We start from the raw sequence: 26,373 nt of genomic DNA on the forward strand, positions 1-26,373 counted from the left end.
AAGTAGAGAACGCAGGCGAGATAGAGTGACCGGACCCAACACTGCCCTAGCCCTTATGGTGCGCCCCTTTAAACCAGAGCGCGGGGTGAGCCACATTTTGCTGGAAGATCTGGCCGATGCGCTGTTTCGGGGGCCGGCTAAGACGGGGCATGATATTGATTTGCTGGTTCGTGATGCGCAGGCGCAATGTTTGCCACAGGCCAAGGCTCTTGCTCAAATCCCTGATATTTCAGTGCCAATATTGCTTGAAGGTCCGAAGGAATCCAAAGGGTTGATCATATTTGATGGCGCGCTTGTGGATGGGTTGATCGAGCAGCAGACTCTTGGGCGCATATCATCGGCCCCCCGGGTCGATCGGCCGGTCACGGCGATTGATGCGGCCCTTAGTGCGGGGTTTGCCACCTCTGTCATCACTCAATTGTCTAACCTGTGCTCGGGGCGCCATGACGCCGCGGCCTTGGCTGGGTTCACCTGCGGGGAGCCGCAGACTGACCGCGCCGCGCTGAGTTTGTTGATGTCGAGGAAATCTTACGATGTGTTGCGGCTTACCCTTGATCTTGGGCCGGGGCTGAAAACAGGTCAGGCGCAACTCATGTTTCCTGCGGCACCGCGCGCGAAACGGGCACCAGTTAAGATAAACCCGAAGATGGTCGCGGTTTTGCAAGATAGCCCGTTGCAGTTGCAAGTTTACCTTCCGCCAGTGCGATTGTCGGTCAAAACCATGCTGGGCTTAACGAAGGATTCGACGATATCTCTGCCAGATAATATTTTGGCATCCGCACGCCTAGAGGTCGCAAATAAAATGATCTTGGGACAGGGCCGCCTTGGTCAACTGAATGGCAACCGTGCGATCAGGTTGGCCAATGTACCATCTGCCAATTCGCCAAATACCATAGAGGCCGTGCCGCAGATGGAGCCGTTGGGCTTGTCTGGCGATCCCCATCCCGGCACTGGGAATGACGGGGTTGTTGGCACGTTGAGCGGGTCGGGTGCTGTGGCGGAGATAGCGCCGCCAGATGCAAAGCAAGAGAAGGCCGTGGCGGGAGCTTAACTGTTCTCGCGCGCGTCTGCTGAGCTGTCATTTGAGCGGTAAGTCATTGTTTAAAAAGAAAAGGCACCCGCGAGGGGTGCCTTTTCAAATCGTACAGACCATTGGATTAGCAGCTGTAGTACAGCTTGTATTCCATTGGGTGGGGTGTGTGCTCATAGGCGTAAACCTCTTCCCACTTCAGCTCCATGTAGCCCTCGATTTGGGATTTGGTGAACACGTCACCAGCCAGCAAGAACTCATTGTCCGCTTCCAATTCGTCCAGTGCTTCACGTAGCGATGCACATACGGTTGGGATGTCAGCCAATTCTTCTGGCGGTAGATCGTAGAGATCTTTGTCAGAGGATGGGCCGGGATCAATTTTGTTTTTGATGCCGTCAAGGCCAGCCATCAGAAGGGCTGCGAAGCACAAGTAGGGGTTCGCTGCCGGATCAGGGAAGCGTGCTTCGACGCGCTTGGCTTTTGGATTTTCAGCCCATGGGATACGAACGCAGCCAGACCGGTTACGTGCGGAATAGGCACGCAAAACGGGGGCCTCAAAACCTGGGATCAGGCGTTTGTAGCTGTTGGTCGCTGGGTTGGTGAAGGCGTTCAGCGCTTTAGCGTGCTTCAAGATGCCGCCGATAAAGTACAGCGCTTCTTGTGACAGATCAGCGTATTTATCACCCGAGAACAATGGCTTGCCGTCTTTGAAGATCGACATGTTTACGTGCATACCAGTGCCGTTATCGCCTGCAATTGGCTTTGGCATGAAGGTTGCCGACTTGCCGTATGCGTGCGCCACGTTGTGGATCACATATTTGTATTTTTGCAGCTCATCCGCTTGATGGGTGAGCGAGCCAAAGATCAGGCCCAACTCGTGCTGGCAAGACGCCACTTCGTGGTGGTGCTTGTCAACTTTCATGCCCATGCGCTTCATGGTGGACAGCATTTCCGAGCGCAAATCTTGTGCGGCGTCGGTTGGGTTCACAGGGAAGTAGCCGCCCTTGATGCCCGGACGATGGCCCATATTGCCCATCTCGTATTCGGCGTCGGAGTTCCAAGATGCGTCTTGTGCGTCTACTTCGAACGATACTTTGTTCATCTCAACCGAGAAACGCACGTCGTCGAACAAGAAGAATTCGGCCTCTGGGCCCCAGTAGGACACATCACCAATGCCCGAAGTTTTCAGGTAGGCTTCGGCTTTCTCAGCTGTGCCGCGTGGGTCGCGGTCATACGGCTCCATGGTGTCTGGCTCGACAACGGAGCAGTGCACGCAGATGGTTTTCTCGGCGTAGAAGGGGTCCATATACGCAGATTTTGCGTCTGGCATCAGCTTCATGTCGGATTCGTCGATGGATTTCCAACCCGCGATGGAGGAGCCGTCAAACATGAAGCCCTCTTCGAGGAAGTCCTCGTCAACCAAGTCGGCAACCACGGTGACGTGTTGCAGCTTGCCGCGTGGGTCGGTGAAACGAATGTCGACGTACTCAACATCTTCGTCTTTAATTTTCTTCAGCAGATCTTTGTTGCTCATCTGACGGTCCCTCTATTGTCAGTTAAGTTTGTATAAATTCGTAGGCTCTTTACAGCGCTTCGTCGCCCGCCTCGCCAGTCCGGATACGGATGGCTTGCTCGACGGTGGTGACAAAAATTTTGCCATCGCCGATTTTATCGGTTTTGGCCGCATTAATGATAGATTCAATCGCGCCATCAAGCATGTCATCGGACAGCACAACTTCGATTTTAACCTTTGGCAGGAAATCGACGACGTATTCGGCGCCACGATACAGCTCTGTATGGCCTTTCTGGCGGCCAAAACCTTTGACCTCGGTGACAGACAGGCCTTGAATGCCCAACTCCTGTAGCGCTTCTTTCACTTCGTCCAGCTTGAACGGCTTGATAATCGCTTCAATCTTTTTCATCGGTAATCGACTCCCTTTACTCGCCTTACTTGGGGTGAGACCACTTTCAATTGGCAACTACAATTGGCAGACTGCCGTGGGGTTCAGTTCAAAGCGATGTGGAATGCTGCTCGACTACTTTTTATGCGAAACGACTAAAAAACAGGCGAAATGAAAACTATGAGTGTTTCCAGTCCCATTGAGACGATCACAAGCGATGAAATGCGCGCGTTGGAGCAAGAGGCTATTAGCTCTGGGCGGGTCACAGGGCTGGAACTAATGGAGCGCGCGGGGCACGGCGTTGTCGAGGCCATTTTCAATGAGTGGCCAGAGTTGAGGCGCGACGGCTATCGCGCCGTCGTTTTATGCGGACCGGGCAATAATGGCGGCGATGGCTTCGTCGTTGCGCGTTTGCTCAAAGAACTGGGCTGGGATGTCGTGCTATACCTTAATGGCGAGGTCGATAGCCTTCCACCTTCGGCCAAAACAAACTGCACGTTATGGGCAGAAATGGGCGAAATCAGGGGGGAAGCATCGGCATTGTCAGAGGTGTTCGGCGCGGAGGACACCCTTGTTATTGACGCGCTGTTTGGCATCGGGTTGTCGCGGCCAATTGAGCTATACTGGCGCGAAATTATCGACAAATGTGGCTGGTTTGACAAGTCTTTGGCTATTGATATCCCGTCGGGTTTTCACAGTGATACAGGGCAGATCATTGATTTCTCCGAGAGTTATTTAGAAGAGACGATTTCGTATGTTGACGCTCAGGTGATTGGTAAATTTGATCTAACGGTGACATTCCATCGTCAAAAGCCGGCACATCAAATTCAGCCCTGCGCAATGCATTGCGGTAAAATCATCGTAAAGGATATAGGGTTATGAGTTTGGCGATCACCCCCATGCAGCTTGACGTGCTGCGTAAGCGCCCTGAGCAGCACAAGTACGACCATGGATCAGTCTTGGTTTTGTCCGGCCCAGCTTACCGCACCGGGGCCGCGCGCCTATCCGCTATGGCGGCTTTGCGTGTGGGGGCCGGGGTTGTGACGCTTGGCGCGCCGCAAGAGGCTATGGCGGAATGCGCGGCGCAGGTGACGGGGATCATGTTGCGCGAGGTCTCCGAGGCGTTGGATTTGTCGCTGATTTTGGCCGAGGACGCGCGGATTAATGCGCTGTGCATCGGGCCGGGCTTCGGGATGGAGCCTGAGCAGGGGCAGATTGTACGCGCCGCTTTGGCCGTTAAGCGGGCCTGTGTGCTGGATGCGGATGCGTTGAGCTTGATGGCGCAGGACCGTGATTTATTCACGCAATTGCATGAGGGATGCGTTTTGACACCTCATGCGGGCGAGTTCCGCAGGCTGTTTCCGGGCTTGGGCGAGGACAAAGCGGAGTTTTCGCTGGCAGAGAAACGGGATGCGACCATGCGGGCGGCGGATTTGTCGGGGGCTGTGGTGCTTTATAAAGGCGCGCAGACCACGATTGCGGCCCCCGGGTGCGCGGCCACAGTCTTGGACACGAGGTCTGAGCCGTCAGCAGCCTGGCTTGCGACGGCTGGTGCGGGCGATGTGTTGGCGGGGCTGATTGCGGGGCTTTTGGCGCGCGGATGCGGGGCGCAAGAGGCCGCAGAGTTGGGGGCGTTGTTGCACAGCTTGGCCGCGAAGAACGCAGGGCCGGGGCTGGTTGCAGAGGATTTGCCGCAGCAAATTCCTAAAATTTTTAGGGGATTAGGTCTCTAAGTTTGGCGTGAGGGCCCATATACAAGGCCCTCGCTGCCAACAATTTAACGTAGGGTGCTGCGATTAAGCCGCTACGAGGATGTCCTCGGACAACTCATTTGCCTCGGTCGTGTAATCGGACACGATCTCGACGCCATCGGCGTAGAAGATTTCTTCGCCAGCAAACCGAAGCTGGTAGATGTCATGGACTTCAGCCTTAGGGGCTTGGGAGATGTATTTGCCGTCAATCATGGTGTTGATGTTCACAATAACCATGTCGCGGCCAAAAAGCATCTCGGCGCGCCAGTCGCGGACCATAACCTCTTGGTCGGGGGCCATTTGCATATCTGTGTTTGGACGGGTGAAGCCCAATGTGCCTTGACCCACTTGGATCGGGCGCATCATGTGGCTCTCGACGTGCATCTCTAGCAAGGTACACATTCCGTTGCGGGTTATAACGCGGTCGCCAGCCTTGAGGCTTTTGATCGGCATATAGCCCTTCATTGTCAGAACTTGTGAGCCGCCCAGAAGGCCGGTCAGCTTGGTCTTGGTTTCAGTTTCCCCACCGAAAGTTTTGTGCATGTTGGCAGACATGTGATCGCTCCGTTTGTTTTGTTGCGTCTTTCGATACTTGGTTAATGAATTCCAATTGGGGCAAAAAGTGGACATGGTTCGGTCAAGTCTAAGGCCATGTCGCGATAAATTCAGGGCGCAGAGGGCAAAAGGTGGGGGCTGCCTTACGTTTTGATGGCAAATAGCATCATTTTCGTCTCGCATCCTCTCGCGGGCTTTGCTACATGGGCGCGAAGCGGGCCTTAGGATTACCTCTGAGGCCTCAATGATATGCGGGTGTGGCGGAATGGTAGACGCACCAGATTTAGGTTCTGGCGCCGCGAGGCGTGGAGGTTCGAGTCCTCTCACCCGCACCACTATATATAGGGAAGACAAACATGAAGGTCACCGAGACCCTGAATGAAGGCCTGAAACGCGGTTATAATATCGTAGTTTCTGCTGATGAGCTGGAAGCAAAAGTAAACGAAAAGCTGATCGAGGCCCAACCAGAGGTCGAGATGAAAGGCTTTCGTAAAGGCAAAGTGCCGATGGCCCTGCTGAAAAAGCAATTTGGCGATAAGGTGATGGGCGAAGCGATGCAAGAAAGCATCGACGGCGCAATGTCCAAGCATTTTGAAGAGAGCGGTGATCGTCCTGCGCTTCAGCCAGAAATCAAAATGACCAATGAAGACTGGAAACCCGGCGATGCTGTCGACGTTTCAGTTTCCTATGAAAAACTGCCAGAGATTCCTGACGTTGACCTGAAAACGGTCAAGTTGGAGAAAATGGTGGTTAAGGCTGACGACAAGGATGTGGACGAAGCTTTGTCCAACCTTGCCGAAAATGCGCAAAACTTTGAAGATCGCAAGAAGGGCTCGAAAGCCAAAGATGGCGACCAGATCACCATCGACTTCTTGGGTAAAGTAGACGGCGAAGCCTTTGAAGGCGGCACGTCCGAGGATTACCCGCTGGTTTTGGGCTCCAACTCGTTCATTCCGGGCTTTGAGGCCCAGTTGGTTGGTGCCAAGGTTGGTGACGACGTTGAAGTGAACGTCGACTTCCCAGCCGAGTACCAAGCCGAGCATCTGGCCGGTAAAGCGGCTGTGTTTGAGTGTAAGATCAAGGCCGTTAAGGAACCAAAAGCAGCTGAGATTAACGATGAGATGGCCAAGCAGTTTGGTGCGGAGGACCTTGCCGGTCTGAAAACCCAAGTGGCCGAGCGTCTTGAAGCCGAATTTGGCGGTGCCTCGCGCGCTGTTATGAAGCGTAAGCTGCTTGACGAGTTGGACAAGCTGGTGGCGTTTGAGCTGCCCCCATCATTGGTTGAAGCCGAAGCGGGTCAGATTGCGCACCAGTTGTGGCATGAAGAAAACCCTGACGTTGAAGGCCACGATCACCCAGAGATCGAGACCACCGACGAGCATAAAGGCTTGGCCGAGCGCCGCGTTCGCCTTGGCTTGTTGCTGGCCGAGATGGGTCGCAAGAACGAGATCGAGGTGACAGACGCCGAGATGACACAAGCGATCATGAACCAAGCCCGCCAATATCCGGGCCAAGAGCGTCAGTTCTTTGAGTTCGTTCAACAGAATCAACAAATGCAGCAGCAGATGCGTGCGCCGATCTTTGAAGACAAGGTTGTCGACTACATCTTCGAGCTTGCAGAAGTAAAAGAGAAGACCGTCAAAAAGGCTGATTTGGAAAAAGCTGTTGAAGCTTTGGAAGATGACGCGTCTTAACTGACTGATCTACTTGATTAATTTGGGCTGCCCTCCGGGGCGGCCCTATTTTTTTGCCACTATGTGAATGCGTAATGGCCGCTGTTTTGCCCCTATTCGCTTAAATTTGGTCTCATTTAGCCGCCAGAGTTAGCGGCAGCGAGAGAGAATTTAGGGACCGATGCTATGACCATGATGGATTACGTTTTAGATACCGCCGATCACGAGGCTTCGGTCGAGATTGACAATACATCGTGGGGATATCGCATCCGTGAGGTAGAGATGAAAGGCTGGCGGGTTCATGTGGCCCGTGCCGTTACCGCTGCTTTGTGCTTTGGCATGATGGCCGCTGGTGGCATGGTCTGGACTTTGACCGATGCGACGTTTCCCGGTGATCCGGCTATTACAAAGGCTGTGTTATCTACCGCGATTTACATCGTTGCTGCGGCATTGGTTGCGAATGGCGCGTTTTTACCAAAGCGTGATTCCATTGAAATCGACACCAAGGGGCGCACGTTGAATATTGTGAGCCGGTCGTTCGCGGGCTGGCGCAAAAACCGCAAGACCTACCGGTTTGAAGAGATCACCCGGATTGATTTGGCCGAAACCAGCTTGATGAACGAATTGCGCAGCGCAATCACGCGTTGGGACTATGGAAGCATCACGTTGAGCATCCATGGAACGCGGGATCTGCGTCTTTTGGGCGGGGATATGGATGATCTTGGGCCGCTGTTAAGCCGCCTGCGTGGTGACGCAGGCGTTGTTTAGGCAACCGCTGACTTCAGCCGCATCGGTGATGAGCCGCTAACCTAGTATAGAGAATGAGAAAGGCCGCTCTGGTAAGGAGCGGCCTTCGTCTTGTTCAGAGTGCTCAGAGAGGCTTATTCAGCCTCGTCGTCGCTTTCCTCGGTGGCAGGAGCAGCGTCGTCAGCTGCCGGCACCAGATCATCGTCGTCAGCCGCCGCAGCGCCCATATCGTCGAAGAGTTCCGAGATTTCGAACTCAGCTTCAGCTTCTGCTTCAGCGGCCAGTTCTTGGATGGATTTGCCGGAGGCTTGCAGCTCGGCTTCCTCGACAGAACGTGCGACGTTCAGCGAGAAAGTGGTGTCCACTTCAGGGTGCAAACGAACAGTTACGTCATGTACGCCCAGATATTTGATTGGACGATCCAGCACGACTTGGCCGCGATCCACGGTGAAGCCTTCGGCTGTTGCACTGTCTGCTGCGTCACGGGTGGTGACAGAGCCGTAAAGTGCGCCAGCGTCGGAGGCTTGGCGAATCACGATGAACTGTTGGCCACCAAGTTTGTCGGCCATTGCTTCGGCTTCTGTCTTGGTTTCCAGGTTGTTGGCTTCGAGTTGCGCTTTTTGCGCTTCAAAGACTGCCTGATTGGCTTTGGTCGAGTTCATCGCCTTGCCTTGTGGCAAGAGATAGTTGCGGGCGTAGCCCGGCTTTACGTCAACGATCTCGCCCATTTGGCCGAGTTTAGCGACGCGTTCCAGAAGGATAACTTGCATGTGCTTTGCTCCTTACTTCACAGCGTATGGCAGCAGGGCCAAGAAACGTGCGCGTTTGATGGCACGGGCCAGCGCACGCTGGTTCTTGGCGCCAACAGCGGTGATACGCGAGGGGACGATTTTACCACGCTCAGAGACGTAGCGTTGCAGCAGGCGGGTGTCTTTATAGTCGATCTTCGGGGCGTTATCACCCTCAAACGGATCGGACTTACGACGGCGGAAAAATGGTTTAGCAGCCATTGGTTAGCTCCTTAAGTTCAAGTAACAAGACTTAGTGGCGAGGGCGACGTTCACGCTCGTCACGCTTTTGCATCTGCACGGATGGACCTTCTTCATGTGCGTCAACCTTGATGGTCAAAACGCGCATAACGTCATCATGCAGGCGCATCAGACGTTCCATCTCCTGCACGGCAGCGGCCGGTGCGTCGGAGCGAACGAAGGCATAGTGGCCCTTGCGGTTCTTGTTGATCTTATAGGCCATAGTTTTCAGGCCCCAGTACTCGTGCTCGACAACTTTGCCGCCATTGTCCGACAGGACGGCGGAGAAGTGCTCGATCAGACCTTCAGCTTGTGTATTGCTGAGGTCTTGGCGCGAGATAAACACGTGCTCATACATTGGCATGTGTAATTCCTCTACTTTTCAGGCGTGCTTCACAGGACGGGCATCATCGACCTTCGTACCCATCCACGAGTGGCATCGCGGTTCAAATATTTTCACGAAGGTCCGCGCGGTATAGCAGGGATCGGGCAGGGCGCAAGGCAGAAGCGTGGCCTGCGCTGGCGCACAATTGAGCTACGTATTTACGCACACAAACTGTTGAACGCCACAGGATTGCCTTTTCATGCTACAAAGCGGGATTATTGCGTGACGATTCACAAAGCATTCCAACGCCTAATAAGGAAAATCCCCATGAAAACCTTTGCTCTTGCAGCCGCTCTTGCACTGACGGCCACCAGCTCATTTGCCGCTGATACATACATGCTGGATGCCAGCCACAGCCAAGTTGTGTTCAATTATAGCCACCTAGGGTTCTCGACCACCTATGGCATGTTCTCGGGCTTTGAGGGCGAGATTAGCTATGATGAGGCAAACCCGGCGGCATCCACTGTGTCGGTTTCCATGCCTGTTAAGAGCATGTTCACAGGTTGGGAGCAGCGCGAAGGGCATTTGATGTCGGGTGACTTCTTTGGGGCGGCTGATGGTGATTTGGTAACATTCACCTCCACAAGCATTGAAGTGACTGGTGATAATACCGCGAAAATCACAGGCGATTTGTCGATGCATGGCGTTACCAAATCCGTGGTATTGGATGCGAAAATGAACAAATCCGACGTCCACCCGATGGCAGGCAAGCCGTGGTTGGGCTTTGATGCTACGACCACGCTGATGCGCTCTGACTTCGGTGTTGGGGCTTTTGCACCAGCAGTGAGCGACGCGGTTGAGGTGAAAATCTCGATCGAGGCACAAAAAGCCGAGTAATGAACCAATGCCCGTGCGGATATTTTCCGTGCGGGGTTTTCTTTGCAAAGGCGGGCATTGTTATTGCTACATCCCCGCGCCGTCAGAATTCACCGAATAATCCGGGCTGGCGGGCCGAAAATACTAAGCTTCGACAACGCTCAAGCCATTTTTAGCAAGCCTCTCGACCAGCTTATTTTGCTTCCGTCCCAAAGGAACGGGGCAGGCGGGTTTGGGGTGAAACAGGGGATCAAGCAGTTTGGGGAAGAGTGTAAATATCTCGTCTCGGGCATCCGCCGAGAGGGTGTTCAGCGTCTCTTTTCCGGTGAAAAGGCTCTCGGTCAACGCGCCTTCAGCCAGAATAACCGCGTGATTGTTGAGCAGGATGTGGAAATACTCAACCTGTTGGACCGTGGTATCTACGAAAATATTATCAAGGCCTGACAGTTTGATCGCGGAAACGAGAACATCAAACCGCCCAAACATACGGTTTGCGACCCGAGATTTTGTCACCATGCGGTGTTGGCGCGACACCCATAAGTCACGTTTCGGGCGCCCGTTCCCAAGGCTGCCCTTTGATATTTTGACAGGATATAGTTTGGGGTTGGCCTTCAATTGGCGAGAGGTCAAACGCCGCTTGTAAATTCGTTTGATTTTGGTCGGTACAAGAGTGCCCGTCCGATCGCAGCGCGACAAGATCTGGTCGCCGTTCTTCAAGTCTTCGACGGCGACCTCACCCGTTGCTGTGCTTACGCGCGTGCCGCGGGTCAGGCAGGGAATGCCGATAGAGATCAGCTCTGCATCGGTGTCCAACTCGCCCGTGGTTACCCCGTATATGCGGATTTTTGTGCCGTCAGGAAAAGTTATGATAGATGACGCGCCGCCGTTTGTGCTGGAGACGACCACATCGTTAACGGTAATTGGGTCGCCCAAGGTGTTGGTTAACGCGCTGACATCGAGAAGGTCTTCGCCGACAGTGAAATCGTAAATAGAGTCGGTGACCCCGGGCTCCGACGTCATGACAAACGTGTCATTTCCTGACCCACCCCAAAGGCGGTCGCTGCCAAGGCCGCCAATGAGCAGGTCATCCCCGCTACCACCTAAGAGGGCGTCGTTACCAAGGCCGCCGATGAGAGTATCGTTGCCGCCCTGACCTTCGAGCCTGTCGTGCCCGTCGCCGCCATCAACAGTGTCATGGCCATTACCTGCGTAGATTTTGTCGTTGCCGTCATTCCCAAAAACGGTGTCATTACCGCCGCCCGATTTTATTGTGTCGTTGCCGCCGAGACCGGAAATTGTGTCATCCGCACCGTCACCGGTAAGGGTGTCATCGCCATTTGTGGGGGTGCCGGTAACTGCCATGTTGCCTCTGTCGTACACTGGTAAATGAGATACTAAAAAATAGACGAGCGGTCGTATGTTGGTTAAACGAGCGAGCGGGTCACGAGGATGGAAAACCAAAATTCCCGTGCCTGTTTAGTCAATATTAATTAAAATTAACGCTATAGCCTAGCCCAGCTAAGCGCTTAATCCGCCACTGTTGCGATTTGTGTACAATGGGGCGCAGGTATCAGGGTTTGAGCTGCGTTGTGGCAGGCCGTGTTTTAATTGCGCGTGGCCGTTAGGGACACATCTATCGCCACATCGAAGCCAAGGGAGGATTCGTCTGGATAGGCCTCTCCGACTTTGAAGCTGGTGCGATTCAGTCGGGTTTGGCCTTGCATTGTGGCGGTGTCGCCGTCGATGGACAGTGAGAACGGCAAGGTGACGGGGGCCTCTAGGCCTTTCAGTGTCAGGGTGCCGACGGCCTTATAGCCTTGGGTGTCGGGCATGATGTCGGCCTTAAACTGGGCTATCGGATGGGTTGTGGCGTCAAAAAAGTCGGCGCCCATGGCCTGTGCCGTGACGGAGCCAAGGGTTAGCGAGGCAATCGCGATTTGCACGTCGACATCGCCGTGAGTGCCGTCCGCGCCGATGGTTTCGGAGAAATTGATCGCGGCGGTCCAATCGGAAAAACTGCCTTCAACATCGCTGCCAAGCTGGCGCACGGTCAGGCCTAATGTGCCGTTTTGCACGTTCCAGCCGCTTTCGGTGACGCTTAGGACAGCGGCGGCGGAGGTGTCATGGCTATGCGCGTGATCATGCGCGCCATGGCTAAACAGACCCAGCCCAGCGCCAACGGCCAGCGCCAAAGCAAAGGCCCCAACCGCGCCGATGAGGGGCAGGGCGGAATGGTATTGCGTCGGCAGGCTGTCAGGCTCGGTCGTGCCGGGAAGCATACGTTTTAGGGTGATATCGCGGTCAATAAAGTGGTGCTTTAGCGCGCCAGCCACATGCAGCAGGATCGAGATCACGAGAACGCGCTCGAATATGATGTGCAGCGAGGAGAAGATTTTCGCGACATCTTCGCTTTTTGGCACCAAGGGCAAGCCTTGACCAAAGGGCCACCGGATCGGGGCAAAGCCAGTGGTGGCGGCGTGGTGGATCCAGCCACTCAGCGGGACGAGGATCAGCGAGATATAGAGCGTCCAGTGTACCATTTCGGCCAGTGTTGCTTCGAGGCGTTTATCGGCGTTTAGCAAGCCGGGTTTGGGCTGCGAGATGGCCCAAGCGATGCGCGCAACGGCGACGAAGAACAAAGTCACGCCAAGGGTTTTGTGCAGTGAGAACACGAAGGCTTTGTGAAGCAGCGCCTCGCTGGTGTCGAAGGGCAGGCCGCTGGCGTAGATACCCATCGGGATCAAGGTGATGATCAGCAGGACTGTAAGCCAATGAAATGACTTGGTTACTGCGCCGTAAGTGGTTGTGCTATTGCCTCGCATGGGGCGGGTGCTCCTGACTGGGTTCAGGGGCAATGTAGCGGTATTTCCAGCGATCTCAAACCACGAAAAGGTGCACATAATCTGTGCGCAAGGGTGGCGGCGGTGCTTGTGAGGCGCGGGCGGGTCGGATAGGCTGGTAAAAACGGTTATTTCTAGTGAGGGGAGCGGCTCATGCGCGCATTTGTATTTCCGGGCCAAGGGGCTCAGACCATCGGAATGGGGCAGGCTTTGGCTGCGGCCTATCCAGAAGCGAAAGCGGTTTTCGATGAGGTCGACGAGGCCTTGGGCGAAAAACTGTCTACACTGATTTGGGAAGGTGAGCAGGAGGCTTTGACCCTGACGCAAAACGCGCAGCCGGCGTTGATGGCCACGTCCTTGGCGGTGATGGCTGCATTGAAGGCCGAGGGCGTCGGGATTGAGGCCGCGTCCTTTGTCGCGGGGCATTCTTTGGGTGAATATTCGGCGCTGGCAGCGTCCGGCGCGATCTCAGTGGCCGATACGGCGCGCCTGTTGCGTGCGCGCGGTGTGGCGATGCAAGAGGCAGTGCCTGTGGGCGTTGGCGCGATGGCTGCGGTGTTGGGCTTGGATTTCGAGGCGGTTCAAGCGGTGGCGGAAGAGGCTGCGGGCGGTGAGGTTTGCCAAGCGGCCAATGACAATGATCCGGGGCAAGTTGTGGTGTCTGGCCACAAAGCGGCGGTGGATCGCGCGATTGTGCTGGCCAAAGAGCGCGGCGCCAAGCGTGCGGTGCTTTTGCCAGTAAGCGCGCCGTTTCATTGTGCGCTGATGGAGCCTGCGGCCGCAGCTATGGCGGGTGCTTTGGGGGGCGTGGATATTGAGCGCCCAGTAGTGCCGCTGATCGCCAATGTGCGCGCGACGGCGCTCAGCGACCCGACGACGATCCGCAATTTGCTGATCGAGCAGATCACTGGCTCGGTCCGTTGGCGTGAAAGCGTTATGTTTATGAGCGAGCAAGGTGTGGGTGAGATTTGGGAAATTGGCGCGGGCAAGGCATTGTCCGGCATGGTGCGCCGGATTAATCGTGATATTGCGTGCCGCGCGATTTCCTCGGCTGAGGATGTGAAGGCCGCCGCCGAGGCGTTGAATGCTTAAAGCCGGGCTTCTGGGGCTGGCCATATTGGCAGGTTGCGGGACGGTGGAAAACATGTCCCAAACCCTGCAAATGCGGGTGGAGGGACAGGTGTTGCACATGGATGGCATCATCAACACCCGCGCGTTGCGCCAATTCGTGCAGGTTCTGGAGGATAATCCGGGGCTGAGTGTGGTGGCTTTCGGCGATATTGATGGCTCGCTTGATGATGAGGTTGTGGCCGAGATGGGCTATGTTTTGCGCGAGCAGGGCTTGGCGACGCGAATGGGGGCTGGCTCGGAGGTGTTTTCGGGCGGTGTCGATTTGTTTCTTGCAGGCGTGGAGCGCACGGTGGCTGCGGGCGGTGTCGTAGGGGTGCATGAGTGGCAAAACAGCTATGGCTCGGCGCGCGACTACGGGCACGGGTCACGCCAGCATGAGCCGACACGCGGCTATATCGAGGATATGCTGGGGACGGACGCTTTTTACTGGTTCACCATTGGCGCGGCGCGCTTTGACGAGGTGCATGTGATGAGCCGGTCTGAGTTGATAAAATACGGTGTGGTGACACGCTAAACGAGTTTAAGAAAGGGCAGTAAGATGTTTAATTTAGAGGGTAAATCGGCGCTTGTAACAGGGGCGTCCGGTGGGATCGGCGGCGAGATTGCCAAAGTGTTGCACGCACAGGGCGCAACGGTCGGCCTGTCTGGCACGCGGGTTGAGCCATTGGAGGCTTTGGCGGCCGAGCTGGGGGAGCGCGCGCATGTGTTGCCGTGTAACCTGAGCGATTTCGAGGCCGTGGATGCGCTGCCCAAACAGGCGATTGCAGCCATGGGCGCAGTCGATATTTTAGTCAATAACGCGGGCATCACGCGCGACAACCTGTTCATGCGGATGTCGGATGACGAATGGCAGTCGGTGATCAATGTGAACCTGACCTCGACATTCAAGCTGTGCAAAGGCGTGCTGCGGGGCATGATGAAGGCGCGGTGGGGGCGGATCGTGAATGTGTCGTCCATTGTTGGGGCCACGGGTAATCCGGGGCAGGCCAATTACGCGGCCTCCAAGGCGGGCATGGTCGGCATGTCCAAATCGCTGGCCTATGAGGTGGCAACGCGCGGCATCACGGTCAACTGTATCGCACCGGGATTTATTGCCACGGCAATGACGGATAAGCTGACGGATGACCAAAAAGCCGGTATCCTTGGGCAAATTCCCGCCGGGCGCATGGGCGAAGCAAGTGAAATTGCTGCGGCTGCATTGTTTCTGGCAAGTGCCGAGGCAGGCTATACAACTGGCACGACGCTGCATGTAAACGGCGGAATGGCGATGATATAAGCGCTGCACTGCGGCGCTTTACGTTGGGGCAGTGATGGGTTGCATAAGCGTTTGCGTTCCCTATTTGGTGTGCTATAGGCGGCGCAGATGTGCTAACAGCGTATCCTGCGAGGGGCGTTTGAGGCGAAATAACAGGCCAAATGGCCAGACCACTTGGGCGGGGCAACCTGCCTACCACAAAGCGGGATTTTCCCGAGCAAATACGAGGAATATAACATGAGCGATATCGCAGACCGCGTTAAAAAGATCGTTGTCGAGCACCTTGGTGTAGAAGAAGACAAAGTTGTTGAAAACGCATCGTTCATCGACGATCTGGGCGCAGACAGCCTCGACACCGTTGAGTTGGTAATGGCATTCGAAGAAGAGTTCGGGATCGAAATCCCAGACGACGCTGCTGAAACCATCCAGACGTTCGGCGACGCAACAAAATTCATCTCCGCGGCTTCCTAAGTTTCACTTAGAGCTTTGACGAGATTAAAGATGGCATCCTTCGGGGTGCCATTTTTCGTTGATGACGTTGGAATGTTGGCTTTGGAATGTCCGGTATGGGGCTGCGATCTGAGTGATCATCGGTGACCCTGCCGCGCTTGGGGGAAATGATACGCGCCTTGGTGAATTACCTGCCACGAGGCAGGTACGAATATCTGGCCTTCTGGGATGCCATCCGTTCCATTCGCTCTATTTACAAGCTGCATTCACATATAAAGACCGCTGACTTTTTTCAATGTAGGTCCACGCAATAAAGCGACTTGTTTTTTGCCCCTGTGCCATCTCAACGACTTTAAAATCAACGACTTTAGCTTTTCCTAAAATTTTGTAGAGCGGCCGGAGGTTGTCTTTTTTCGATACCAGAGAGCTAAACCACAGGCACTGGTCGGCGAACTCCATGCTTTGTTCAACCATGCTCGCGATAAACTTTATCTCGCCGCCCGGACACCAAAGTTCAGCGTTTTGACCGCCAAAATTGAGTTGTTTTGAATGCCCCTTGCCAAGGTTGCGCCACTTACGTTGGGTGCCTTTATTAGCCTGCTCGATGGACGCATGGAAAGGCGGATTGCACATGGTGATGTGAAACGCATCATGGGGTTGGATCACGCCTCGAAAGATATTCTCAGGTGTATCTTGTCGTTTGAGGGTAATGTTCAGCTTGTTGGATTGGCAAATCTGCTGTGCTGATTTGATAGCAGCCGGGTCTATATCGACGCCAGTGAAGTGCCAGCCGTATTCACTTTGGCCAATAAGGGGGTACACCAAGCTGGCGCCGGTGCCGATGTCCAACACTTTGACATTACGCCCACGCGGGATTTCTTGATTGTTACTGCAAGCAAGCAAGTCCGCCAGGTAGTGGATGTAGTCGGCACGACCCGGGATCGGAGGGCATAGATAATTGGCAGGGATATCCCAGAAATTAATATTGTAATAAGTCTTTAGTAACGCCCGATTAAGCATACGGACCGCCTGCACGTCTTGAAAGTCAATCGTCGTCAGGCCGGCAGGATTGGTGATCGTGAATGCCTCAAGTTCAGGTGTATGCGCCACTAAACGAGTAAAATCGTAACCTTGTATGTGTTGATTACGGGGGTGCAGCTTAGATTTGCTGGCCATGGGGAAGCCTTCATTAAAGTTGGTGGAGGTAGCTAGCCAAACCGTTCGTTTCTCTTAAACCCTCATGCACAAATAGTAAAATTAATAGGCTGCTACATAGGAATGATAGATGAGGAGGAGCTGATATTTTGTGTATAAGGCTTAGCCCACGTGGTCTTGCTGGATCATTTATTGAACCGTTCGCGGTCTTAGGTAGTAATTTAATTTCGGGCGGCAAGCCAGCCTTTGACGCAACGGCCTGAGCGTTCGCCCTAGGGGTTTCATCCGTTATTTGGGGTGAAATAGGTGCGTTCGTAATTGCACAGGTGCTTGGAGTTTGGGGAGGGTGCGAAGTGTTTTCTATGGGGGCCGGGTGCTGCCTTTGCCTTGCAAAGGTTAGGGGGCGTCGGTAGGGATATACGGGATGTTTTTGCTTAACTGTTTGCCCATTGTCGATCCCAACCTATAGCTTTCGTCGATGGGGGCACTATTAAATGAGGCTGATGTTCTTGTCATTGGGCATTGCGTTACTACTATTTTAACGAGAAGATTATAACGTTCATGGAGAAAATAAACGGAATTTAAGGCCAATACACGCCCTTCGGATGCTAATTATCGACAGGTCTGCAAAAATCCATTTCACATTATCACCCACGATCGCGATTATATTCCTATGCCGCCATTGGTCTATTTGTATTGTGCTATTCTGGCGGAATTTACCTAAATAGAGCTTCCGATTCCGGGGATTATAACTACTTGGCGTTCATTGGGATTGCCGTCCTTTTAGCAAATGTATTTCGCGGGTTTTGGCAGAGACGAAAGATGTTACTGTCTGTTCAAAACAGCCCTCTTAGGAGTGGTGTGTTTTCACTAACCTTGAATGATGAAGGGTATACTGCACAGAAGGCAGGCTGTGTGACGTCTATTGGTTGGGAGCATTTTGATGCAGCGATTGATACGCAACAGGGGCTGATGCTTTTACATGGTGTGGGTGAATTTAAGATGGTCCCAAAAGATACGTTTCAAGAGAATGTAGCTGCGTCTGATTTATGTGCGCAGATCAATAAGTGGATAAAATTGTCTAAAGTGAAAAGAGAAGACTAGCTCCAGCCCACTCTGTTCACATAGAAACTCAGTTTATTGGATTATGTGCTTGGGCATTGGAGTGTTGCCTTTGCTTTGTAAGGGCTAGAGATGCCTACGTTCTCACCGATGCTTGTGGATTTGGCAGTTATCTAGCGCATAGCCGATGATCTCTTTGAATGCGTTTCCGTGGCCGACGAAGGCGACTGTTTGTGAGCCAACATCCTCTAGGGTGGTCACGAATTCAGCGATGCGGGTGCGAAAGACTGGCATTGGTTCTTGTATGATTTTCGGGTCATCGGGGTTGCCTGCGTGCCACCAGATATGGGGCAGGTGGTCGAATTCGAGGTCGGGGAAAGCGGTTTTTAGCGCTTTGGGGTGCCTGCCAACGTCACAGCTATGGGCGAGGTGTTCGTGGTGGCCGTGGCGTACTTCGATGGGGGCTATGTCTTCAAAGATTATTTGGGCGGTCTGAATTGCGCGGGTGAAGGGCGAGGTGATGACGCGGGTGATGTTCAGCTCTGCGATTGTTTCACGCGCTTGTGCCGCTTGTGATTGCCCAAGTGCCGTGAGCGGGGCGTCGAAAATCATCGGATCGCCTGAGCCGTCATATGCCGCGTTGAATTCGGATTGGCCGTGACGGATGAAGTAGATGCTCATGTGAAATTCTTTCTCAAACTGTAAATTTTTCGTGTGTTCTAGGCGGATGCGGCCATTTGGACGTTATTTTAAGTGCAATGCAACCGCTCTCAGGCGTGATTATGTTTGGCTTTCTTGCTTAACACTGGTGCGATTTCCTGTGCAGATGCCTTGCCCCTATGGGGCGTGGGCGTGTAAGACGCGGGGGATAAACCTTGTGCTACAAAATAAAGGGGTGGGGTATGCGTCGCGTAGTTGTAACCGGACTTGGAATGGTAACGCCTTTGGGCGATGGGGTGGAGACCACCTGGAAAAACGCGTTGGCGGGCAAATCCGGCGCGCGCACCATTGAGAGATTTGATGCCTCGCATCTTGGGACTAACTATGCGTGCGAAGTGCCGCGTGGCGAGGGTGAGGGCGAGTTTAACGCTGACGCCTACATGGCCCCCAAAGATCAGCGCAAAGTGGATGATTTCATTTTATACGGCATGGCTGCGGCGCAGCAGGCGGTGGAAGATTCTGGCTGGACGCCGACAGAGCGTCACGACCAAGAGCGCACAGGCGTGATGATTGGGTCTGGCATTGGCGGTTTGTCGTCGATTGCGGATACGGCGGTTTTGTTGAAAGAGCGCGGCCCGCGCCGGGTTTCGCCGTTCTTCATTCCGGGCGCTTTGGTTAATTTGGTCTCGGGTCAGGTGTCTATTCGCTATGGCTTTAAGGGGCCGAACCACGCGGTTGTGACGGCGTGCTCGACCGGGGCGCATGCGATTGGCGATGCGGCTCGTTTGATCATGCTGGACGATGCGGATGTGATGATTGCGGGCGGTGCGGAAAGCCCGATTTGCGAGATCGGCATTGCAGGTTTCAACGCGTGCAAGGCGCTATCTACGACGGGCGCGGATGATCCGACCAAGGCCTCGCGGCCATGGGATGCGGACCGAGATGGGTTCGTGATGGGCGAGGGCGCTGGCGTTGTGGTGCTGGAAGAATACGAGCACGCCATGGCGCGTGGCGCGAAGATATACGGTGAGATTTTGGGCTACGGGCTGTCGGGTGATGCACATCACATCACTGCGCCGCCGCCAGATCACGAGGGCGCCGAGCGTGCGATGCGGGCTGCGGTGAAACGTGCGGGCATTGAGCCAAGCCAGATTGATTACATCAACGCGCATGGCACCTCGACGATGGCGGACACGATCGAGCTGAGTGCGGTGGAGCGGCTGCTGGGCGATGCATGCAAAGGCGCTGTGATGTCGTCCACCAAGTCGATGACGGGGCACCTGCTGGGCGCTGCGGGTGCGATTGAGGCTATTTTCTGTATCTTGGCGATGCGTGATAATATTTGCCCGCCGACGATAAATTTGGACAATCCCGCATCCGATACCGAGATTGATTTGTGTGCAAACAAGGCAGTAGAGCGCGAAGTTAATGTAGTTTTGTCCAATAGTTTCGGCTTTGGTGGGACCAATGCTTGCCTCGTTATGGGGAAAGTTTAAGCCCTCATGTGGAAGTCCATTGCCTCGAATTTCCTGACGCTGTTTATCGTTTTACTGGTGGCGGGCGCTGCGGTCGTTGGTTGGGGGAAGTCCCAATATAGCACCTCGGGCCCCTTGGAAAATGCCATCTGTTTGCGGGTGCCTTTGGGCGGCTCCATGGCGCTGGTTTCGCGTGATCTTGAGGCTCGCGGGGCGGTGTCCAACGGGCGGATTTTTCGCATTGGTGCGGATTACTCTGACAAATCGCAAAAGCTAAAGGCAGGGAGCTTTTTGGTACCTGCGCAGGCGACGATGGAAGACATTATAGATATCGTGACGCGCGGTGGGCAAAATACCTGCGGCACGGAGGTGGTCTACCGGATTGGCATCACGTCGCGCAGTGCGGTGGTGCGCGAATTGGACCCCGCAACGAATGCCTATGTAGAGGCCGCGAAGTTCACGCCGGGCGAGGATGAGACCCCGCAGAAATACGTGGAGGCCCGCGAAGACCGCGATGTGCGCTACCGTGTGGCGATTGCGGAAGGGGCGACAAGCTGGCAGATCGTGGACAGCCTGAAAGCGCTGGATGTGTTGGAGGGCGAGGTTGGCGAAATTCCCGCAGAGGGCAGCCTTGCGCCGGACAGCTATGAGGTGGTGCCGGGAACAAAACGCGCCGATGTGATTGCGAAGATGCAGGCAGCGCAGGTCAAGATTTTGGCAGATGCGTGGGAGGCGCGTGATCCGAGCGTTCCGCTGAAGACGCCGGAAGAGGCGCTGATACTGGCCTCGATCATTGAGAAAGAGACGGGCATCGCCGAGGAGCGGCGGCAGGTGGCCAGCGTGTTCACCAACCGGTTGCGCCAAGGCATGAAGCTGCAAACGGACCCTGCGGTGATTTATGGGATTACCCATGGTGAGGGAGTGCTGGGGCGCGGTTTGCGCCAGTCCGAGCTGCGCCGCAAGACACCGTTTAACACCTATGCGATCCCCGGTTTGACGCCGACACCGATTGCGAACCCCGGTCGTTTGGCGATTGAGGCGGCGCTGAACCCTGACGAGACGCCGTTCATTTTCTTTGTTGCGGACGGTACGGGTGGTCATGCTTTTGCCGTGACAATTCAAGAGCATAACGCGAATGTTGCCAAGTGGCGCAAGATCGAGGCGGAGCGCAGTTCGGGCAATTGATACCTGTTAACCCATTGTTAACAAACACCGTTCGCAGGTATTGATTGGCAAAAAAACTTGACTTTTGGTCAGGATTGAGGGTAGTTACCCCCAAGATTGATGGTAGTAACCCTCAAGATAGATGAATTGAGAAAGCGGCGTGGATCAGTGTGATCCAGGGCCGCTTTTTCGTTTTCTGACCCTAGAGTATGCCTGCTGTGCCGGGCGCAGGGGCGCGGAGGCACTTAATGACAGAGACACCTGATCCATCCGGTTCGCCGGAGCCGTTGGCGCAGCGTAGTTTTGACGAGTTTTATGAAGAGTTAATGGAGATGACGCGTGAATTGACCAAAGACGTGCGCGCCGAATGGCACCGCGTGAAAGAAGATAGGACCGCTACGGCTCATTTGAAAAGCAAGCTTCGGACCGACCTGATCGGCCTGTTGACCCAGAGTATGGACACGGAGGGCAAGATCAATGAACACCGCATTAAGCGTGCCGGAAATGCCGGAGAATATGCGCTCGACCTTGGAGCAGCCCGACTTGAGATCGGGCGCCGACTTAATAGCATCCGCACCGCCGGACGTGCAGAAGGCGTTTCTTGACGGGTTGAGCGAGAATGAGATGGCGGCGTTGCCGTTCCTGTTCGATTTCTGGGCGCATCCGCATCAGCAACCGCCCGAGGGCAAGTGGCGCTCGTGGGTGATTATGGGCGGGCGTGGTGCGGGCAAGACCCGTGCGGGGGCCGAGTGGGTGCGCTCTATGGTTGAGGGCGACATGCCGTGCGACGCGGGGCGCGTGCGTCGGGTGGCCTTGGTGGGCGAGACCTTTGACCAAGTGCGCGACGTGATGATTTTTGGCGATAGCGGGATTTTGGCGTGTTCGCCGCCGGACCGTCGTCCGGAGTGGCAGGCGACGCGTCGCCGCTTGGTTTGGCCTAACGGCGCGGTGGCTGAGGCGCATAGCGCGTCCTCGCCCGAACATATGCGCGGGCCGCAGTTTGACGCGGCTTGGGTGGATGAGTTGGCCAAGTGGAAGAAGGCCCGCGAGGCCTATGACCAGTTGCAGTTTGCGCTGCGATTGGGGGAGTGCCCGCAGCAGGTGATTACGACCACGCCGCGCAATGTGTCGGTGCTGAAACAGGTGTTGGATGCGGGCTCGACGGTTGTGACCCATGCACCGACCGAGGCGAATAGCGCCAACTTGGCGGCGTCGTTTTTGGAAGAAGTCAGGACGCGGTATGGCAACACGCGGCTGGGGCGCCAAGAGTTGGACGGCATTTTGCTGGATGATTTGGAGGGGGCATTGTGGACGGCCACGATGTTGGAGGATGTGCGGGTTGCAGAGCTGCCGGAGTTTGAGCGGGTCGTGGTGGCTGTGGACCCTGCGGTGTCATCCAAGAAGTCATCGGACGCTTGCGGGATCGTTGTGGCGGGGCTGGTGCGCGCGGGCAAGGATTGGCACGCGGTGGTGATTGAAGATGCGACGGTTGAGGGGGCATCGCCCACGGGCTGGGCACATGCAGCGATTGCGGCCTATGAGCGCCACGGGGCGGAGCGCATTGTGGCGGAGGTCAACCAGGGTGGTGATTTGGTGGAGACGTTGATCCACCAGTTGGACCCGTTGGTGCCATACAGATCCGTGCATGCGACGCGGGGCAAGGCTGCGCGCGCGGAACCTGTGGCGGCATTGTACGAGCAGGGCCGGGTGCGCCATTTCGGTGCGTTGGGCCCGTTAGAGGACCAGATGTGTCAGATGACGACGATGGGGTTTCAGGGATCCGGCTCGCCGGACCGGGTGGATGCTTTGGTTTGGGCGTTGACCGAATTGAAAGGTGCGGTTGCGCCGGAAGCGCGGATACGCACGCTTTAGGGCACCGTACGGTGGTGTAGGAACATCTTAGGGGCAGTGCTGCATATTGCCCTCAAGACGCGATGAAGGGCTTACGGCCCAAGGACGACAGACAATTGAGGCTCCCGAGGATCACACCCGGGGGCCTTTTCTTTTGGACGAACAGGAGCCGGATGATGGTGTTTGACTTTTTACGGCGTGGGGCGGCGGAAGTGCCGGAAGCGAAGGCCTCGGCCACGGGCAAGGTTTTGGCCTATGGTGGGCGCGGCATTGCATGGAGCCCACGCGATACGCCGTCGCTGACACGCACGGGATTTGCGGCGAACCCGGTTGGGTTTCGCTCGGTCAAGATGATCGCGGAGGCGGCTGCAGCTTTGCCATTGGTGTTGCAAAATGAGGCGCAGCGCTTTGAGACGCATCCGGTGTTGGCGTTGATGTCGCGGCCCAATCAGGCACAGGCGCGTGCTGAATTGCTGGAGGCGTTATATGGCCAGTTATTGCTGTCGGGGAACGGCTATCTAGAGGCTGTGGGGCTTGGTGACGGGGTGCCGGTTGAGTTGCATGTGCTGCGCTCGGAGCGGATGCGCTTGGTGCCAGGATCTGATGGCTGGGCGGCGGCGTATGAATATGCGGTGGGCGGGCGCAAGCACCGCTTTGACATGACAGGGGATTTGGCCCCGATCTGCCATATTCGCAGCTTTCATCCGCAAGATGATCATTACGGGTTCTCGCCGATGCAGGCGGCGGCGACGGCGGTGGATGTGCACAATAGCGCGTCGCGGTGGTCAAAAGCCTTGCTGGACAATGCGGCGCGGCCCTCGGGGGCGATTATCTACAAGGGCGGTGATGGTCAGCAATCGATGACCAATGATCAGTTCGAGCGCTTGCAGGTTGAGATGGAGGCGCATCATCAGGGCGCGCGCAATGCCGGGCGTCCGATGCTGCTGGAGGGTGGTCTGGATTGGAAGCCGATGGGGTTTTCGCCGTCCGATATGGAGTTCCAGAAGACCAAGGAGGCAGCGGCGCGCGAGATTGCGCAGGCCTTTGGGGTGCCACCGATGTTGCTGGGGATACCCGGCGATGCGACCTACGCGAATTACGCTGAGGCGAACCGGGCATTCTACCGCCTGACGGTGTTGCCGATGGCGGGAAAAGTGTTGGGCTCGGTGTCGCATTGGCTGAGCGAGTTGTCCGGTGAGGCGGTGAAGTTGAGCGCTGATTTGGACCAAATATCGGCCTTGGCTGTGGAGCGCGAGGCGCAATGGGCGCGGGTGGCAAAGGCTGATTTCCTAAGCGCTGCTGAGAAGCGGGTGCTGTTGGGGCTACCAGCGGAGGCGCAATGATCGAGACCAAGGCGGGTGCTGCGCATAAGGGCGGCGGATCACGCTACCTTTATGAGCCATTTCAGAGCGGCGTAGAGCTGGCTCCGATGTTGAAGTTGGAAGCGCTGGAGCGGGTGCAGGCGGAACGCTGGAGCGCGCTGGACTACCGACTGGGGCAGATCGAGACCCGGCTAGAGCGGCTGGATAAGCGGGTTTGGTTGACGATCTTTGGGGTCGCGGCCGCCGTGTTGAAAGAAACCGTAACGGGCGTTTTACTGCCGTGAGTGAGCGAAGGAATACAATGATGTCAGATTATTACGGGCCAGATTTAGAACGAAAGTTCTGCCAGATCGGCGACCAGATGGAGTTGGGCGCGGATGCCACTATTTCGGGCTATGCCTCGCTGTTTGGCGAGACGGATCAGGGCGGTGATGTGGTCACCAAAGGGGCTTATGCGGCCTCTCTGGAGCGGCTCAAAGCCAGCGGTAGCAAGGTGAAATTGCTGTGGCAGCATGACCCGGCCCAGCCGATTGGGGTCTGGGACGAGGTGCGCGAGGATGCGCGCGGGTTGTTCGTCAAGGGGCGCTTGTTGACCGAGACAAGGCAGGGGTTCGAGGCGGCGGCGCTGATCGAAGCGGGCGCCATTGACGGGCTCTCTATCGGATACCGAACGGTGAAGGCCGAACGGGATGCCAAAGGCCGGAGGCACTTGGCAGAACTGGAGTTGTGGGAGGTGTCGCTTGTGACATTTCCGATGCTTCAACAAGCGCGAGTGGGGGCTAAGGCCGACACTGTGCTGGATACTACAACGCAGGATTTAGCGGGCGTTTTCCGTACCTTGCGTCACACGCTCAGCGAGGCCTGAGCTTTCATTAACTAACATGCAGGACATGACATGACCAAACCCGAGACAAAGTCCCGGGCCGGAGGGCGCACGCCTGATGGCACGGCTCCGGCTTATAACTTGGCCACTGAGATGGCCGGTTTCATGGACGAATTCGGCCTGTTTCAGGCTGACATCAAATCCCGATTACAAACACAGGAAGACCGTATGACCCATTTGGATCGCAAGAATTTCGCCCGCGCGGCACGCCCCGCTTTGTCCACATCTGTTGAGGCCGGAGTGCCGCATCAAAAGGCGTTTAATAGCTATTTGCGCTCTGGCGATGAGGACGCGCTGCGCGGCCTTGAGGTGGAGGCCAAAGGTTTGACCACAGCGGTGGCCGCTGATGGTGGTTATCTGGTTGATCCGCAGACGTCAGACACGGTTGCGACGGTGCTGAAATCTGCGGCATCATTGCGTGCAATTGCCAATGTGGTGAATGTGGAAGCGACGTCTTACGACGTATTGGTAGATCACACCGAGCTGGGTTTTGGCTGGGCAACTGAGGCAGCTTCAGCAGAGACAGACACGCCGCAGTTTGATCGTATTTCCATTCCGTTGCACGAGTTGTCGGCGCTGCCGAAGGCTTCGCAGCGTTTGCTGGATGATGCAGCGTTTGACGTCGAGGGTTGGTTGGCTGGTCGCATTGCCGACAAGTTTGCCGGTGCTGAGGCCGCGGCGTTTATTTCCGGTGATGGCGTGGACAAGCCTAAAGGGTTTTTGAGCCATAGCACGGTGGATGATGCGTCTTGGGCGTGGGGTAATATTGGCTATATCGCGACGGGTGTTGATGGTGATTTTGCCTCGGGCTCGCCTGCGGAGAGCATTGTGGATTTGGTGTACTCGTTGGGTGCCCGATACCGTGCGAATGCGGCGTTTGTGATGAACTCCAAGACGGCGGGTGCGGTGCGCAAGATGAAGGACGCTGATGGTCGCTTCTTGTGGTCTGACGGTTTGGCGGCCGGCGAGCCTGCACGCCTTATGGGTTACGCTGTGTTGATCGGTGAAGACATGCCGGACATTGGCTCTGACACCACGGCGATTGCGTTTGGGGATTTCACCAAGGGCTACACCATTGCCGAGCGTCCAGATCTGCGCATTCTGCGTGATCCGTTCTCGGCCAAGCCACATGTGTTGTTCTATGCCACCAAGCGCGTGGGCGGTGATGTGTCTGACTTTGCGGCGATCAAGTTGCTGAAGTTCGGCCTTTCCTAAGGTCTGTTGTGCTGGGCGCGCAGG

Annotated in this window: 29 protein-coding genes and 1 tRNA gene; 20 read left to right on the forward strand and 10 right to left on the reverse strand. The window is 55.7% G+C overall.

Annotated features, from left to right (window positions below; all coding sequences use genetic code 11):
* The first annotated feature begins 25 nt into the window (after window positions 1-25).
* Entirely contained in the window at window positions 26-1,051 is a 1,026-nt protein-coding gene (locus AC3Y7R_RS02145; RefSeq protein ID WP_490040359.1) for a FliM/FliN family flagellar motor switch protein, read from the forward strand.
* 106 nt (window positions 1,052-1,157) lie between these two features.
* On the opposite strand, the gene glnA is transcribed toward AC3Y7R_RS02145, so the two are convergent.
* Both glnA and AC3Y7R_RS02155 read right to left on the reverse strand, forming a co-directional pair.
* The gene (gene glnA, locus AC3Y7R_RS02150) at window positions 1,158-2,564 is read right to left on the reverse strand and encodes a type I glutamate--ammonia ligase (protein ID WP_490040360.1); all 1,407 of its coding nucleotides are present in this window, start codon (window positions 2,562-2,564) and stop codon (window positions 1,158-1,160) included.
* Window positions 2,565-2,613: 49 nt separating this feature from the next.
* Window positions 2,614-2,952 carry a P-II family nitrogen regulator gene (locus tag AC3Y7R_RS02155; protein WP_490040361.1) on the reverse strand — a complete coding sequence of 113 codons (339 nt, stop codon included), beginning with the start codon at window positions 2,950-2,952 and terminating at the stop codon, window positions 2,614-2,616.
* Between the two features lie 159 nt (window positions 2,953-3,111).
* On the opposite strand from AC3Y7R_RS02155, the gene AC3Y7R_RS02160 reads away from it, so the two are divergent.
* Entirely contained in the window at window positions 3,112-3,813 is a 702-nt protein-coding gene (locus tag AC3Y7R_RS02160) for an NAD(P)H-hydrate epimerase (protein WP_490040362.1), read from the forward strand.
* Entirely contained in the window at window positions 3,810-4,664 is an 855-nt protein-coding gene (locus tag AC3Y7R_RS02165) for an NAD(P)H-hydrate dehydratase (RefSeq protein WP_490040363.1), read from the forward strand. Before AC3Y7R_RS02160 ends, AC3Y7R_RS02165 begins: the two co-directional genes overlap by 4 nt.
* A 63-nt stretch (window positions 4,665-4,727) precedes the next feature.
* Here the strand turns inward: AC3Y7R_RS02165 and AC3Y7R_RS02170 are convergent, their stop codons facing one another.
* Window positions 4,728-5,237, reverse strand: coding sequence for a Hint domain-containing protein (locus AC3Y7R_RS02170; protein WP_490040364.1), 510 nt, complete (start codon window positions 5,235-5,237; stop codon window positions 4,728-4,730).
* A gap of 251 nt (window positions 5,238-5,488) precedes the next feature.
* Here AC3Y7R_RS02170 and AC3Y7R_RS02175 point away from each other — a divergent pair.
* The 3 genes from AC3Y7R_RS02175 to AC3Y7R_RS02185 all read left to right on the forward strand — a co-directional run bounded on the left by AC3Y7R_RS02175 (window position 5,489) and on the right by AC3Y7R_RS02185 (window position 7,678).
* A tRNA-Leu gene (locus tag AC3Y7R_RS02175) sits at window positions 5,489-5,572 on the forward strand.
* Window positions 5,573-5,593: 21 nt separating this feature from the next.
* On the forward strand, window positions 5,594-6,931 hold the full coding sequence (gene tig, locus AC3Y7R_RS02180) for a trigger factor (protein ID WP_490040365.1): 1,338 nt from the start codon (window positions 5,594-5,596) through the stop codon (window positions 6,929-6,931).
* A 165-nt stretch (window positions 6,932-7,096) separates the two neighbouring features.
* Entirely contained in the window at window positions 7,097-7,678 is a 582-nt protein-coding gene (locus AC3Y7R_RS02185; protein ID WP_490040366.1) for a hypothetical protein, read from the forward strand.
* 113 nt (window positions 7,679-7,791) lie between these two features.
* Here the strand turns inward: AC3Y7R_RS02185 and rplI are convergent, their stop codons facing one another.
* Genes rplI through rpsF form a run of 3 tightly spaced genes read right to left on the reverse strand, consistent with a single transcriptional unit; the run spans window position 7,792 to window position 9,049 of the window.
* The gene (gene rplI, locus AC3Y7R_RS02190) at window positions 7,792-8,427 is read right to left on the reverse strand and encodes a 50S ribosomal protein L9 (RefSeq protein WP_490040367.1); all 636 of its coding nucleotides are present in this window, start codon (window positions 8,425-8,427) and stop codon (window positions 7,792-7,794) included.
* Between the two features lie 12 nt (window positions 8,428-8,439).
* Window positions 8,440-8,667: a 30S ribosomal protein S18 gene (rpsR, locus tag AC3Y7R_RS02195; RefSeq protein ID WP_021100072.1), complete on the reverse strand. Its 228-nt coding sequence runs from the start codon at window positions 8,665-8,667 to the stop codon at window positions 8,440-8,442.
* 31 nt (window positions 8,668-8,698) lie between these two features.
* On the reverse strand, window positions 8,699-9,049 hold the full coding sequence (gene rpsF, locus AC3Y7R_RS02200; protein ID WP_490040368.1) for a 30S ribosomal protein S6: 351 nt from the start codon (window positions 9,047-9,049) through the stop codon (window positions 8,699-8,701).
* Window positions 9,050-9,337: 288 nt separating this feature from the next.
* On the opposite strand from rpsF, the gene AC3Y7R_RS02205 reads away from it, so the two are divergent.
* Window positions 9,338-9,907 (forward strand): YceI family protein, encoded by a 570-nt coding sequence (locus AC3Y7R_RS02205; protein ID WP_490040369.1) that lies wholly within the window; start codon window positions 9,338-9,340, stop codon window positions 9,905-9,907.
* A gap of 123 nt (window positions 9,908-10,030) precedes the next feature.
* Here the strand turns inward: AC3Y7R_RS02205 and AC3Y7R_RS02210 are convergent, their stop codons facing one another.
* Window positions 10,031-11,248 carry a Hint domain-containing protein gene (locus tag AC3Y7R_RS02210; RefSeq protein ID WP_490040370.1) on the reverse strand — a complete coding sequence of 406 codons (1,218 nt, stop codon included), beginning with the start codon at window positions 11,246-11,248 and terminating at the stop codon, window positions 10,031-10,033.
* 242 nt (window positions 11,249-11,490) lie between these two features.
* Window positions 11,491-12,708 carry a cytochrome b/b6 domain-containing protein gene (locus AC3Y7R_RS02215; protein ID WP_490040371.1) on the reverse strand — a complete coding sequence of 406 codons (1,218 nt, stop codon included), beginning with the start codon at window positions 12,706-12,708 and terminating at the stop codon, window positions 11,491-11,493.
* A gap of 171 nt (window positions 12,709-12,879) precedes the next feature.
* Here AC3Y7R_RS02215 and fabD point away from each other — a divergent pair, with 171 nt between their 5' ends.
* From fabD to AC3Y7R_RS02235, 4 genes are all read left to right on the forward strand, one after another.
* Entirely contained in the window at window positions 12,880-13,818 is a 939-nt protein-coding gene (gene fabD, locus AC3Y7R_RS02220) for an ACP S-malonyltransferase (RefSeq protein ID WP_490040372.1), read from the forward strand.
* Window positions 13,811-14,371 (forward strand): hypothetical protein, encoded by a 561-nt coding sequence (locus AC3Y7R_RS02225; protein WP_490040373.1) that lies wholly within the window; start codon window positions 13,811-13,813, stop codon window positions 14,369-14,371. Before fabD ends, AC3Y7R_RS02225 begins: the two co-directional genes overlap by 8 nt.
* A 24-nt stretch (window positions 14,372-14,395) precedes the next feature.
* Complete coding sequence (gene fabG / locus AC3Y7R_RS02230) at window positions 14,396-15,133, forward strand: 3-oxoacyl-[acyl-carrier-protein] reductase (RefSeq protein WP_490040374.1); 738 nt, start codon at window positions 14,396-14,398, stop codon at window positions 15,131-15,133.
* 216 nt (window positions 15,134-15,349) lie between these two features.
* Complete coding sequence (locus AC3Y7R_RS02235) at window positions 15,350-15,583, forward strand: acyl carrier protein (RefSeq protein ID WP_490040375.1); 234 nt, start codon at window positions 15,350-15,352, stop codon at window positions 15,581-15,583.
* Window positions 15,584-15,811: 228 nt separating this feature from the next.
* Here AC3Y7R_RS02235 and rlmF read toward each other — a convergent pair whose 3' ends face one another.
* Window positions 15,812-16,738 carry a 23S rRNA (adenine(1618)-N(6))-methyltransferase RlmF gene (gene rlmF / locus AC3Y7R_RS02240; protein ID WP_490040376.1) on the reverse strand — a complete coding sequence of 309 codons (927 nt, stop codon included), beginning with the start codon at window positions 16,736-16,738 and terminating at the stop codon, window positions 15,812-15,814.
* A gap of 840 nt (window positions 16,739-17,578) precedes the next feature.
* Between rlmF and AC3Y7R_RS02245 the strand changes: the two genes are divergently transcribed.
* Window positions 17,579-17,821 (forward strand): YcxB family protein, encoded by a 243-nt coding sequence (locus AC3Y7R_RS02245; protein WP_490040377.1) that lies wholly within the window; start codon window positions 17,579-17,581, stop codon window positions 17,819-17,821.
* 102 nt (window positions 17,822-17,923) lie between these two features.
* Here the strand turns inward: AC3Y7R_RS02245 and AC3Y7R_RS02250 are convergent, their stop codons facing one another.
* The gene (locus AC3Y7R_RS02250) at window positions 17,924-18,460 is read right to left on the reverse strand and encodes a histidine phosphatase family protein (protein WP_490040378.1); all 537 of its coding nucleotides are present in this window, start codon (window positions 18,458-18,460) and stop codon (window positions 17,924-17,926) included.
* A gap of 221 nt (window positions 18,461-18,681) precedes the next feature.
* On the opposite strand from AC3Y7R_RS02250, the gene fabF reads away from it, so the two are divergent.
* The 8 genes from fabF to AC3Y7R_RS02290 all read left to right on the forward strand — a co-directional run bounded on the left by fabF (window position 18,682) and on the right by AC3Y7R_RS02290 (window position 26,349).
* The gene (fabF, locus tag AC3Y7R_RS02255) at window positions 18,682-19,935 is read left to right on the forward strand and encodes a beta-ketoacyl-ACP synthase II (protein ID WP_490040379.1); all 1,254 of its coding nucleotides are present in this window, start codon (window positions 18,682-18,684) and stop codon (window positions 19,933-19,935) included.
* 6 nt (window positions 19,936-19,941) lie between these two features.
* Window positions 19,942-21,099 carry an endolytic transglycosylase MltG gene (gene mltG / locus AC3Y7R_RS02260; RefSeq protein ID WP_490040380.1) on the forward strand — a complete coding sequence of 386 codons (1,158 nt, stop codon included), beginning with the start codon at window positions 19,942-19,944 and terminating at the stop codon, window positions 21,097-21,099.
* Between the two features lie 227 nt (window positions 21,100-21,326).
* Complete coding sequence (locus tag AC3Y7R_RS02265; RefSeq protein ID WP_490040381.1) at window positions 21,327-21,683, forward strand: hypothetical protein; 357 nt, start codon at window positions 21,327-21,329, stop codon at window positions 21,681-21,683.
* Window positions 21,583-22,950, forward strand: coding sequence for a DNA-packaging protein (locus AC3Y7R_RS02270; protein WP_490040965.1), 1,368 nt, complete (start codon window positions 21,583-21,585; stop codon window positions 22,948-22,950). The genes AC3Y7R_RS02265 and AC3Y7R_RS02270 overlap by 101 nt, the downstream gene beginning before the upstream one ends.
* Window positions 22,951-23,105: 155 nt before the next feature.
* Window positions 23,106-24,272, forward strand: coding sequence for a phage portal protein (locus AC3Y7R_RS02275; protein WP_490040382.1), 1,167 nt, complete (start codon window positions 23,106-23,108; stop codon window positions 24,270-24,272).
* Entirely contained in the window at window positions 24,269-24,535 is a 267-nt protein-coding gene (locus tag AC3Y7R_RS02280; protein ID WP_490040383.1) for a GTA head formation protein, RCAP_rcc01685 family, read from the forward strand. The genes AC3Y7R_RS02275 and AC3Y7R_RS02280 overlap by 4 nt, the downstream gene beginning before the upstream one ends.
* A gap of 20 nt (window positions 24,536-24,555) precedes the next feature.
* Window positions 24,556-25,116 (forward strand): HK97 family phage prohead protease, encoded by a 561-nt coding sequence (locus tag AC3Y7R_RS02285; protein WP_490040384.1) that lies wholly within the window; start codon window positions 24,556-24,558, stop codon window positions 25,114-25,116.
* Window positions 25,117-25,146: 30 nt separating this feature from the next.
* A complete protein-coding gene (locus AC3Y7R_RS02290; RefSeq protein WP_490040385.1) occupies window positions 25,147-26,349 on the forward strand; it encodes a phage major capsid protein in 1,203 nt (400 codons plus the stop codon).
* The last annotated feature ends 24 nt before the right edge of the window (window positions 26,350-26,373 follow it).

It is taken from the genome of Litoreibacter sp. (genome assembly GCF_058136045.1).

Bases quoted from the DNA above. Each gene is read 5' to 3' on its own strand.
- AC3Y7R_RS02205 (WP_490040369.1), top strand. From the start codon at position 9,338: ATGAAAACCTTTGCTCTTGCAGCCGCTCTTGCACTGACGGCCACCAGC.
- rlmF (WP_490040376.1), bottom strand. From the start codon at position 16,738: ATGGCCAGCAAATCTAAGCTGCACCCCCGTAATCAACACATACAAGGT.
- AC3Y7R_RS02235 (WP_490040375.1), top strand. From the start codon at position 15,350: ATGAGCGATATCGCAGACCGCGTTAAAAAGATCGTTGTCGAGCACCTT.
- glnA (WP_490040360.1), bottom strand. From the start codon at position 2,564: ATGAGCAACAAAGATCTGCTGAAGAAAATTAAAGACGAAGATGTTGAG.
- fabG (WP_490040374.1), top strand. From the start codon at position 14,396: ATGTTTAATTTAGAGGGTAAATCGGCGCTTGTAACAGGGGCGTCCGGT.
- AC3Y7R_RS02170 (WP_490040364.1), bottom strand. From the start codon at position 5,237: ATGTCTGCCAACATGCACAAAACTTTCGGTGGGGAAACTGAAACCAAG.
- AC3Y7R_RS02250 (WP_490040378.1), bottom strand. From the start codon at position 18,460: ATGAGCATCTACTTCATCCGTCACGGCCAATCCGAATTCAACGCGGCA.
- rpsR (WP_021100072.1), bottom strand. From the start codon at position 8,667: ATGGCTGCTAAACCATTTTTCCGCCGTCGTAAGTCCGATCCGTTTGAG.
- AC3Y7R_RS02165 (WP_490040363.1), top strand. From the start codon at position 3,810: ATGAGTTTGGCGATCACCCCCATGCAGCTTGACGTGCTGCGTAAGCGC.
- AC3Y7R_RS02275 (WP_490040382.1), top strand. From the start codon at position 23,106: ATGGTGTTTGACTTTTTACGGCGTGGGGCGGCGGAAGTGCCGGAAGCG.
- rpsF (WP_490040368.1), bottom strand. From the start codon at position 9,049: ATGCCAATGTATGAGCACGTGTTTATCTCGCGCCAAGACCTCAGCAAT.
- fabF (WP_490040379.1), top strand. From the start codon at position 18,682: ATGCGTCGCGTAGTTGTAACCGGACTTGGAATGGTAACGCCTTTGGGC.
- AC3Y7R_RS02160 (WP_490040362.1), top strand. From the start codon at position 3,112: ATGAGTGTTTCCAGTCCCATTGAGACGATCACAAGCGATGAAATGCGC.
- AC3Y7R_RS02225 (WP_490040373.1), top strand. From the start codon at position 13,811: ATGCTTAAAGCCGGGCTTCTGGGGCTGGCCATATTGGCAGGTTGCGGG.
- AC3Y7R_RS02210 (WP_490040370.1), bottom strand. From the start codon at position 11,248: ATGGCAGTTACCGGCACCCCCACAAATGGCGATGACACCCTTACCGGT.
- AC3Y7R_RS02215 (WP_490040371.1), bottom strand. From the start codon at position 12,708: ATGCGAGGCAATAGCACAACCACTTACGGCGCAGTAACCAAGTCATTT.
- AC3Y7R_RS02185 (WP_490040366.1), top strand. From the start codon at position 7,097: ATGACCATGATGGATTACGTTTTAGATACCGCCGATCACGAGGCTTCG.
- tig (WP_490040365.1), top strand. From the start codon at position 5,594: ATGAAGGTCACCGAGACCCTGAATGAAGGCCTGAAACGCGGTTATAAT.
- AC3Y7R_RS02270 (WP_490040965.1), top strand. From the start codon at position 21,583: ATGCCGGAGAATATGCGCTCGACCTTGGAGCAGCCCGACTTGAGATCG.
- AC3Y7R_RS02280 (WP_490040383.1), top strand. From the start codon at position 24,269: ATGATCGAGACCAAGGCGGGTGCTGCGCATAAGGGCGGCGGATCACGC.
- AC3Y7R_RS02290 (WP_490040385.1), top strand. From the start codon at position 25,147: ATGACCAAACCCGAGACAAAGTCCCGGGCCGGAGGGCGCACGCCTGAT.
- AC3Y7R_RS02265 (WP_490040381.1), top strand. From the start codon at position 21,327: ATGACAGAGACACCTGATCCATCCGGTTCGCCGGAGCCGTTGGCGCAG.
- fabD (WP_490040372.1), top strand. From the start codon at position 12,880: ATGCGCGCATTTGTATTTCCGGGCCAAGGGGCTCAGACCATCGGAATG.
- AC3Y7R_RS02155 (WP_490040361.1), bottom strand. From the start codon at position 2,952: ATGAAAAAGATTGAAGCGATTATCAAGCCGTTCAAGCTGGACGAAGTG.
- AC3Y7R_RS02285 (WP_490040384.1), top strand. From the start codon at position 24,556: ATGTCAGATTATTACGGGCCAGATTTAGAACGAAAGTTCTGCCAGATC.
- rplI (WP_490040367.1), bottom strand. From the start codon at position 8,427: ATGCAAGTTATCCTTCTGGAACGCGTCGCTAAACTCGGCCAAATGGGC.
- mltG (WP_490040380.1), top strand. From the start codon at position 19,942: ATGTGGAAGTCCATTGCCTCGAATTTCCTGACGCTGTTTATCGTTTTA.